The following is a 9,554-nucleotide window of genomic DNA, read 5'->3' as shown; positions in this document are numbered from 1 at the left end:
ATCTGACCCAGGTGGACAGCCTCCTGGCACAGGTGCGGGCCACCGGTGTCCAGGTGACCAACACCGTGCAGCGGTCCGGGCTGGAGCAGATCCCGGACACCACCTCCAGGACCTTGTACCGCATGGTGCAGGAGGCGCTGACCAATGCGGTCAAGCATGCTCCGGGTGCCCCCGTGGACATCAAGTGGGGTGGTACGGAAGATCAGGTGGAATTGACCGTGACCAACCCGCTGACGGCTCCCAAGGGCCGGGCCAAGGCCATGGGGCAGAGCTCTGGTTTCGGCTTGATCGGTTTGGATGAACGTGCCCGCGCCCTGGGCGGTAACGTCAGAACCACCACATCCCAGGATGCTTTCCGACTGGAGGCCACCGTCCCATGCCGCAACTGAACCACCCGGGCCAGAATCCCGAGCCCACCCACAACTCCGCCATGAACTCTCCGGAGGACTCCGCCGGACAGATTCGTGTGTTGCTGGTGGATGACGAGGTCCTCATGCGGGCCGGTCTGCGCCTGATCCTGGATGGTGCGGAGAACATCACCGTGGTGGGGGAGGCCGGCAACGGTCATGAAGCGCTCCAGCAGGTCCAGGCGTTACAGCCGGATGTGGTGCTGATGGACATTCGTATGCCAGGGGCTGACGGCATTGAAGGCTGCCGGGGCGTGCGCGCCGTGGAACAGCCGCCGCAGGTGCTGATGCTCACCGCTTTTGACACGGATGCTTTCATCCTGGATGCCTTGGAGTCCGGGGCCGTGGGTTTCCTGTTGAAGGACACCCCTCCGCGTCAGCTGGTTCAGGCGGTGCAGGATGCGGCCGCGGGGACCTCGAGTGTTTCGCCGTCGGTGCTCTCCCGCCTGATCGCTGTGGCCACTGCACACGGCCGGCGCCCCGGTGTGGAAGCTCCCGGTGCAGGGGAACCGGGGTCAGCTGCCGCCCCATCCGCACTGGCTGCCTTGGCCACCCCGGAGAGCAAGACGACTAATGCCCCTGCAGGACCCAACCCGCTGGATGTTCTCAGTGACCGTGAACGCGAGATTGCCGATGCCGTGGCGCGTGGGTTGACCAACACGGAGATTGCCGAGGAGATGTTCCTGTCCATCACCACGGTCAAAACGCACGTGGCCAGGATCTTCACCAAGTTGGATGTGACCAACCGGGTGCAGGTGGCCATCATCGTGCTGGAACACGGCTCCCGCTGATGCCCCTCACGTGAGGCCTGTCAGCTGGATTGTCTCAGCGCAGGATCACCGGAACAGTGCGGAAACCACCCATGGGTGGCTCCTCCCGGACGGATTCCCCAGCTGGTTCGGGAGTTCCCGCGGCCAGGACCGCACGCGTCAATTCGCGCAGTTCAAGGCGGGCCAGCGGACGTCCCGGGCAGACGTGCGGACCTATCCCGTAGACCAGATTGGCCTCAGCATTGCCGTGGGGGTCAAAGGCATCCGGGTCGGCAAAGACTCGGGCGTCACGGTTGGCATCCGCCCAGTTGATGACCACTCGTTGTCCGGCTTCCACCGGGCACCCGGCAATCTCAGTCTTGCGCGTGGCCACCCGCCGGTTGAAGACGAACGGGTCATCGATCCGCAGGAACTCCTCCAGGATGGCGTCCACCTCTGCATCTGATGCTCCCTGGGTGATGCGCTGACTGATCCGGGGGTTGCGGGCCAGGTGATGCAGGATCACTCCGGTGCACTGCGCAATGGAGGCCAGGTCACCACCCGTCCAGTTGCGCAGAATGGACACGATCTGTTCATCAGAGAGGTGACCTGCGGCGTCGTCGTGAATGAGCTGATCCGTGACGTCCGCGGTGCCGTCCGAATCCCGGCGGGGCTGGATCAAACCGTGGATGATGCGGTCAAAATCCTGTGCCACCGTCTTGGTGCGGGTGGGGTCCCCGGAGCGGGTGGCGGCCTGGTTCTCCCGGACCCACGCCACCAAGATGTCAGCAAGGCCGGACGGCCAGCCCAACCAGGCCGACTGGGCCTCCACGGCGAACCTCATGCCCAGCGCCTCCACCGCGTCCACGGATTCGCCCAGGGGCAATTCCGCGGCAATGCGCTGCGCGGTGGCCCTGCACACCGGTTCGAACTCAGCCATGGCCTCCGGGGTGAAGTAGCGCTCGATCAAAGACCTGTAGCGCTGGTGCTCGGCACCGTCCAGACCGTTCGGGACCTGCAGGTGGCGGGAGACCGCATTGGAGAAAGTTTGTGGATCCTGCGCCACGTCAACGGCTGCGGCATGCCCGTGAACCGTCACGGTTCCGTGGAGGTCTGTGGTGGCTGAGGGGAGGTCGGAACGCTCGGCGGCTGTGGTCATACCTTGACCGTATGCCCGTCCGCGAGCCGTTGACCAGCAAGGTTGCCTCAGAAGACACACCATCTCCGTTCAACTGTGGTGCGCGTCATATTTGCACATGACATCTAGGGTGGGCCGAGGACGGCAGTCCAGAGCCGGTTCGTCATGCAGGGGTCAGGGGCCGCGGTGACACGAATCGGTGGAATCCCACGACGAAAGGTCGAGACCATGGAACGCAAAACCCTTCGACTCGCACCGATTGCCCTGGCGGCAGGCCTGGGTCTGGCTCTGGCCGGTTGCGGCGGCAACGACGACGCCAGCGGTGATGCCACAGCCACCGAAACCACAGCAACGGCAGAAGCCACCACCGGCGCCACCGATGGTGCGACGAACGGTGCGACCGGTGGCTCGGCAACTGATGGCGCCACGGGTAACGCAACTGACGGTACAAGTGCTGAGATGACCAACGGCGCAACGGATGGAGCCACCGGTGGCGCGGGAGCTGACGGCTCTGGGACTGATGGCTCTGGCGCTGACGGTGCAGGTGCGGCAGGCACCGGTGCTGAGGGTTCCGGCGCTGACGGGTCGGCTGGATCGGACGGCTCCGCAGGTACCGGTTCTGAGGTCACCGGCACCACGGATGGTGCTGCCGGCGGTGACTCCAGCGGCGCAGGTGGCAGCAATGACGCTGCAGGTTCCAACGGCAGTGCAGGTTCCAACGGTGCAAATGGTTCCAACGGTGTGGGTGGCTCTGCCGGCGGGTCCATTCCTGCTGGTGACTACACTGTGCAGGCCGGGGACACCCTGGGGTCCATTGCGGAACGCTCCGGGGTTTCAGTGGATGAGATCGTCAACGCCAACTCCGATCTGTCCTCCCGGGACGTGATTGTGGCCGGAGAGTCCATCACCATTCCTCCGTACGGCGGCTGACGTCGGGTGGTGACCTCCGTGTCCTGACCGGTGGAGTTCTTTCTGGTCAGTAGACGGGCAGCTGTGCTCAGTACGCCAAGCGCAGGAGGTCATGCACACACGGTCATGCGCGGTAGGTCGTGCGCTGGCATAAACAACGGGGCCGGGGCGAACTTGATGTTCGTCCCGGCCCCGTTCACGTGCGAGGTGAATCAGTTGTTGGCTGCATCGCCTTCAGCGTCGTTGCCTGTGCCGGTGTCCTCCCCCACGCCGTCGCCGGTGCCACCAGCGCCGCCGTCAGTGCCCTCACCCTGTCCGGCCTCACCGCCGGGAACGCCACCTTCACCGGGGGCCGGCGTCTGACCCATCTGGTCGTCTTGAGTGCCCTCAGTACCTTCCTGGGTGCCCTGGGTGCCTTCCTGAGTGGTGCCCTCCTGGGTCTGCTCAGGGGACTGCTCGGCAGGTGCAGTGGTTTCGGTGTCGGTGGTGGTTTCTGTGCCGTTGTCGCAACCGGCCAGAGCCAGGCCGAGGCCTGCTGCCAGTGCGATCGGTGCCAAACGGAGCTGCTTCTTGTTCATCGTGTCGGCCTTTCGTCGTGCATGGACGGTGATTGGCCGGCAACGCTTGAGCTTTCCTGTGTCCCGGGGTCCAAGATGGTGGACCTTCAAGCGGGCGCACCATCAACAACCCGATAAACAGCCTGCTGTCTATGCAGGTTGGAACGCCAGGGGGTTGTGTAATCGGGATCACCTGCGCCGCGGCTGCACACTGTCACGGCTGGCACCTGCGTGTATCTGCCCCATAGCCTGGTGGGACACCCCGAAGTCTTCGGGGTGTCGTCGTCGTGAATTGCCACCACACATGAGGAGCTCACCTGTGACTGCACCCGATGCAACGTGTGCCGCAGCCGAACAGGCTGGTCAGAGCCAATCCGACCGTCCAGAGCAGTCCGACCACACCGAGCTGTCCGGCCAGACTGAGCAGCACGCCCGCGCTGAGCTGTTCAACTGCAAGGACTGGTGGCGGCAGGCGGTGGTGTACCAGATCTATCCCCGCAGCTTCCACGACGCCAACGGGGACGGGCTGGGTGACATCCAGGGTGTGACTGCCAAGGCGGACTACCTGGCAGAGCTCGGAGTGGATGCGGTGTGGCTGAGCCCCTTCTACCCGTCCCAGTTGGCGGACGGTGGCTACGACGTCGACGACTACCGCAACGTTGACCCCCGCCTGGGCACCCTCGAAGACTTTGATGCCATGGTGGCTGCCCTGCACGATCACCGGATCAAGGTGGTGGTGGACATCGTGCCCAACCACAGCTCCAACCTGCACCGGTGGTTCCAGGAAGCGCTGGCGGCAGGACCGGGCTCACCGGAACGTGAGCGATACATCTTCCGTGAGGGCAAGGGGGAGCACGGCCAGCTGCCGCCGTCCGATTGGCAGTCCTTGTTCGGTGGGCCTGCCTGGACGCGGGTGAGCGAACCCGATGGCACCCCTGGTCAGTGGTACATGCACATCTTTGCCAGTGAACAGCCCGACTGGAACTGGGACCACCCGGATGTCCATCAGGCGTTTCTGGACACCATCCGGTTCTGGGCGGACCGGGGAGTGGACGGTTTCCGGATTGACGTCGCCCATGCCCTGGCCAAGGACCTGGGTGAGGAGCTGGTGGACACCCACGCGCTGCCCAACGAGTTCCAGGAGTTCGGCGCTCACCCCTTTTGGGACCGCGACGAGGTGCATGAGATCTACGCCGAGTGGCGGGCGGCATTTAACGAATACGATCCCCCACGCACCGCAGTGGCGGAGGCCTGGGTGCATCCGGACCGGTTGGCCCGTTACGCCAGCCCGGACGGGCTGGGGCAGGCCTTCAGCTTTGACCTGCTGGAGGTCCCATTCACCGCGGAGAACTTCCGAACGGCCGTCACCAAGAACCTGGACGAGGCCCGGCGCAGCGGGGCATCGAGCACATGGGTGCTGTCCAATCACGATGTCGTGCGTCACCCCACCCGCTACGGCCTGGACCTGGACGCGCTGTTGGAACGACTCGACGAACGTCCGTTGACGCCCTCCGGTGGCACCGACCTGAGCGTGGCCGCCAAGAAGTGGCTGCTGCTGGGCTCCCCGGAGGACCTGCTGGATCGCGCTCGCGGACTGCGCCGCGCACGGGCCGCTGAACTGCTGGTTTTGGCCCTGCCCGGATCTGCGTACATCTACCAGGGCTCCGAGCTGGGGTTGTACGAAGTTGTTGAGATCAACGACGACGAACGCCAGGACCCCTCGTTCTTCCGGAATCCCGGCAAGGACCAAGGCAGGGACGGGTGCCGGGTGCCGTTGCCGTGGGAGAAGTCGGCGGACGATTACGGCTTTGGTGGCCGAGCACATCTGCCGCAGCCGGGATGGTTTGCGGAGCACGCCGTGGATGTGGAGTCCGGGGACCAGGAGTCAACTCTGAACCTCTACCGGTCCGCGCTGGCTGCACGCCGTGAGCTCCAGTCAGCCGAGGAGCTGGAGTGGGGTGCGCTCAACGGCGGCGACGTGGTGCACCTGGTGCGCCCCGGTGGTTGGGAGTCGGTGACCAACTTTGGAACAGAGCCGGTGCAGCTGCCGGAGGGCGGCGACGTCGTGATCAGCAGTCAGCCCCTGGAAGGTCACGCCTTGCCGGGGGAGACCACGGTCTGGCTCCGGCGCTGAGCCGGCCTCCCCAGCCCGGTCCAATTGCTGCCGAGTGTCTGAGTTCGGCCTTTTTCAGGCCTGCCGAACGGTTCAACTCAGACACTCGGGAGTGAGGGGCGGTCGGTGGGCAGCGGGGGTAGCAGCGACTGCCGGTCAGAGGTGTTTGAGCTGTTGCTTCCACAAGGAGCGCCAGCGCTCCACCTCGTCAGGGTTACTCAGGTTGACCTGGGACGCGGCCACCAGAACCTTGTCCGCGCCTTTGGGGCTGACGTCCACGTTGCCTCGGCTCCCGTCGGCCAGAGTCACGCCCCAGTGCAGGCGCTTGTCCGTGCCCGAGGTCCGCGGACCGTCCGTGACGGCGAGCCCGTCGAGCTCGGCCGGTTCCCCGACCAGCCGGCACCAGCGGTCGAAGACCTCCTCCATGCTCCCGGGGACGGTTCTGGTGGCCGAGACCTGGAACGTGCCGTCGTGCGCCTGGCCCGGCACGCGGCGCCCGATCCACTGCTCGTAGGCCACGGCCACGGACTGTGCCCACCACCCGGCGTTCTCCACCGACGACGGCATGGCTGCGTACGCGGTCTCGGCCAGTGTCTTGTGGGGCAGGTCCACCCCACCCGCCGAGTCCAGGACTTCTGCCCATTCGTCCCATGCGACGCCCGTGGCCTGGGCGATCGCAGCGGCCCGGCCGGGAGTGGCTCCGCGCCCGCTCATGCCGACTGCCCCAGGGCTGCGCCGTAGGAGGCATTCATGCCCGCCCAGCCGTAGGCGAAGGCGTCGTACCCCACCACCCGTTCGGCGTTCTCGCCGCGGGCCAGCACTTCCAGGACGGCAAGACACACGTGCCAGCCGGCGCCGCAGGCCGCCGCCATCTCATCGGAGATGCAGTGCATGACCGGGTCCAGCTGCGTGCCCTGATCCATAGGGGCCAGCCGCCAGTCAAGGTGCTCCGGCCCCCAGCGTTGGACCAACCGCGCGGGGGACTCTGCGACCTCGACGGTTCCGTCGACGGCGTCGTCCTCAGGGTTCTCCTTGAGCGGCGCCGGGCCGGGGGAGTCCAACGGGCGGTCCGGAACGCACGGGGACCAGGCAGCCAAACCCTCGGGTGTGGTCAACAGTTCCCAGGCACGTTCCGGGGTGCAGGCCAGCACACGGGAGAGCGCGACGACCGTCGACGGCTCGCCATCCAGGAGGCGGGTTTCGGGAAGCGCGTCATGGGCCTGCACAGCGGCCAGGACATGAGTCTGTGCGGGGGCCGGCTCGAGAGTCTGGTCTGCGTTCATGTGCGTCAGCATAGATGTGGTCCAGCATGGCGACTCGACTCTTCACTCTCCGTGAGTGCCCACCGTCCTGGGCAGGGCGAGCATCATCACTGCAGCCAAGACGTAGATGGCCATCTGCCACGGCATGACCTGTGCGAGCGCATGACCGAACAACTCACCCGGAGACGACTGCGAAGCGGTGGTGCCGGCGGGTGTGAGCGCGGCGAAAAAGACCGTTCCCAGCAGTGCGACGCCGACGGACCCACCGATCTGGTTGACCGTGGCCAGTGCTCCGCCGGCGGCACTGGCGTGTCTGCCCGGTACGCCGGCAAGGACCACGCTGACCAGGATGGGTGCCCCCAGACCCAGCCCGAGTCCACCGATGAACATGACACCGGCCAGTGCCCAGTACCCCGGCGTGCCGCCGTCGTGAAGAAGCCACCACAACAGACCCTGGGACACAGCCAGGATCAGGGAGCCGCTGATGATCAAGGTCCGCCCGGCCTTGCTCGCGAGGGCCACACCGCCTCCGGAGGTCACCATGGATCCGACGGCGTACGGGAGAATCACCAACCCGGTTTCCCAGGCCGAGCGACCGGTCCCGGCCTGCAGGTAGATCGACAGCATCAGGAAGAACGAGGCCAGCCCGCCGAAGAACAGCGATGCAGCAACAAGACCGGCAGCGAAGGGCCGGCCCCTGAGCAAGGCCGGGTCCAGCACAGGTTGACCGCCGCTTCGGGCCACGGATCGTTCATAGGTCAAGAAGATTCCCAGGATGCCGATTCCGCCCGCGCACAGGGCCCAACCCCAGATCGGCCAACCCCAGTCCCGCCCTTGAACCAAGGGCAGGAGAACGAGCACCACTCCCAAGGCGGCCAGGACTGCCCCGGCCAGGTCCAGTTGCTCTCGGGTGGCTCCCTTGGACTCCGGAAGGACGCGTAACCCCACAAGGAGCGCGACCACGGCGACGGGGACGTTGATCCAGAAGATGGTGCGCCAGCCCAGCCCCCAGAGGTCCGCATCGACCAGGGCCCCACCGATGAGAGGACCGGCCACGGACGCCAGGCCCTGCACCGCTCCGTAGGCGCCGAAAGCCTTGGCCATCGCGGCGGGGTCGAACGAGGACCGGATGATGCCGAAGACCTGCGGAACCATGAAACCGCCGGTGAGCCCCTGGATGGCACGTACCGCGATCAGGACACCGGCCGAGGGCGCGAGCGCACAGGCCGCCGAGGCCAGGGCGAATCCTGACAGCGACAGCAGGAACACCTTGCGGCGGCCGTAGTCGTCACCGACCCGGCCACCCGTGATGAGACCAGACCCGAGTGCGAGTGTGTAGGCCGCGAGCATCCACTGCAGCTGTGCCTGTGAGGCGCCGAGGTCGGTGGCGATCTCGGGTGCGGCGACGGTGACGATCGTGACGTCGAGGAGATCCATGAAGGAGGCGAACAGCACGACCACGAGCGCCAGCGCGGCCGCGCGGCCCGAAACGGTCTGTTGGTCGGATGGAACTGAATGGGGTGTTGTTGAAGTCATGGCCTCACGGTCACACCGGTGGCGGTCACGGACTGACCGCTTTGTCTGGCAGTCTTCGACCATGGCCGACACCTCTGCCCGCATCCTGCGTCTGCTGTCTCTGCTCGAGGCCCGCGTGGAGTGGCCCGGCGGCGAGCTCGCCGACCGGCTGGGGGTGTCATCCCGAACGTTGCGACGGGACATCGACACGCTGCGAAAGCTTGGTTACCCCGTCAACGCGCTCAAGGGCCCCGGCGGCGGATACCGCCTCGGTCACGGTGCCAAGTTGCCCCCGCTTGTTCTCGACGACGACCAGGCGATTGCCATCGCTTTGGCGCTGCAGACGGCCCCTGCCACGGTCAGCGGGATTGATGACGCTGTCACCCGGGCGTTGTCGACCATGAGAAAGGTGATGCCGGCCCGTCTGCGTGCAGCGAGTGAAGCCTTTGAGGTCACGAGTCTTCGCAACTACTGGGAGTTCTCCGCCCCGCCACTGGACGTGGAGACTCTGCAGATCGTCGGTTCCGCGATCCGCCGGTCCAGAACTTTGCGGTTCACCTACGCGGATCCGCGGGAACCAGAGGATTCCAGGCGCGACGCCGGGCCCTCGCTCCCGGTGGAGGTCGAACCGCACCACCTGGTGGTGTGGGCCGGGCGCTGGTACTTGATCGCCCGGCAGCACAGGGACAACTCGTGGCACACCTACAGGGTTGACCGCCTCCGGTCGAAGTCGTCGATGGGGAGGCCATTCGCCCGGCATGCCCTGACGCAGGAGGATCTGACGCGGTTGGTGGTGCAGAACCCCGACCGTGGGGACACCGCCGGTCAGTGGCAGTGCGTCGGGTCCGCCACCGTCGACCTCCCGGCAGGTGTTGTGGCTCGGTGGGCGCCCGGAGGTTCCGTG

The 9,554-nt window shown here is 66.2% G+C and carries 10 protein-coding genes; 5 read left to right on the top strand and 5 right to left on the bottom strand.

The genetic code is table 11. From position 1 onward, the window contains the following. Both L979_RS16245 and L979_RS06500 read left to right on the top strand, forming a co-directional pair. Positions 1-389 (top strand): ATP-binding protein (locus tag L979_RS16245; RefSeq protein ID WP_047690656.1); only part of this gene is annotated, 389 nt, incomplete at its 5' end. Continuing rightward, positions 377-1,198, top strand: a complete 822-nt coding sequence (locus tag L979_RS06500; RefSeq protein ID WP_047690653.1) for a response regulator transcription factor — start codon at positions 377-379, stop codon at positions 1,196-1,198. The genes L979_RS16245 and L979_RS06500, both read left to right, overlap by 13 nt. 34 nt (positions 1,199-1,232) lie before the next feature. Here the strand turns inward: L979_RS06500 and L979_RS06495 are convergent, their stop codons facing one another. Further along, a complete protein-coding gene (locus tag L979_RS06495; RefSeq protein WP_081993939.1) occupies positions 1,233-2,315 on the bottom strand; it encodes a cytochrome P450 in 1,083 nt (360 codons plus the stop codon). A 207-nt stretch (positions 2,316-2,522) separates the two neighbouring features. On the opposite strand from L979_RS06495, the gene L979_RS14530 reads away from it, so the two are divergent. After that, complete coding sequence (locus tag L979_RS14530) at positions 2,523-3,224, top strand: LysM domain-containing protein (RefSeq protein ID WP_052209601.1); 702 nt, start codon at positions 2,523-2,525, stop codon at positions 3,222-3,224. Between the two features lie 191 nt (positions 3,225-3,415). On the opposite strand, the gene L979_RS06480 is transcribed toward L979_RS14530, so the two are convergent. After that, positions 3,416-3,781 carry a hypothetical protein gene (locus L979_RS06480; RefSeq protein ID WP_047690651.1) on the bottom strand — a complete coding sequence of 122 codons (366 nt, stop codon included), beginning with the start codon at positions 3,779-3,781 and terminating at the stop codon, positions 3,416-3,418. A gap of 385 nt (positions 3,782-4,166) precedes the next feature. On the opposite strand from L979_RS06480, the gene L979_RS06475 reads away from it, so the two are divergent. Further along, positions 4,167-5,894 (top strand): glycoside hydrolase family 13 protein, encoded by a 1,728-nt coding sequence (locus tag L979_RS06475; protein WP_047690663.1) that lies wholly within the window; start codon positions 4,167-4,169, stop codon positions 5,892-5,894. A 135-nt stretch (positions 5,895-6,029) separates the two neighbouring features. Here the strand turns inward: L979_RS06475 and L979_RS06470 are convergent, their stop codons facing one another. From L979_RS06470 to L979_RS06460, 3 genes are read right to left on the bottom strand one after another with little or no spacing between them, the layout of a single operon-like run. Further along, positions 6,030-6,587, bottom strand: coding sequence for a hypothetical protein (locus L979_RS06470; protein WP_047690648.1), 558 nt, complete (start codon positions 6,585-6,587; stop codon positions 6,030-6,032). Then, positions 6,584-7,156: an SRPBCC domain-containing protein gene (locus L979_RS14525; RefSeq protein ID WP_197052088.1), complete on the bottom strand. Its 573-nt coding sequence runs from the start codon at positions 7,154-7,156 to the stop codon at positions 6,584-6,586. The genes L979_RS06470 and L979_RS14525 overlap by 4 nt, the downstream gene beginning before the upstream one ends. 42 nt (positions 7,157-7,198) lie before the next feature. Next, positions 7,199-8,671, bottom strand: a complete 1,473-nt coding sequence (locus L979_RS06460) for an MFS transporter (protein WP_047690659.1) — start codon at positions 8,669-8,671, stop codon at positions 7,199-7,201. A gap of 61 nt (positions 8,672-8,732) precedes the next feature. Between L979_RS06460 and L979_RS06455 the strand changes: the two genes are divergently transcribed. Beyond that, positions 8,733-9,554 (top strand): YafY family protein (locus L979_RS06455; protein WP_047690646.1); only part of this gene is annotated, 822 nt, incomplete at its 3' end.

Source organism: Kocuria sp. ZOR0020, from assembly GCF_000800955.1.
Taxonomy (GTDB): domain Bacteria; phylum Actinomycetota; class Actinomycetes; order Actinomycetales; family Micrococcaceae; genus Kocuria; species Kocuria subflava.
The sequence above is the reverse complement of the archived record's forward strand: the minus strand, read 5'-3'. Positions and strand labels throughout refer to the sequence as shown.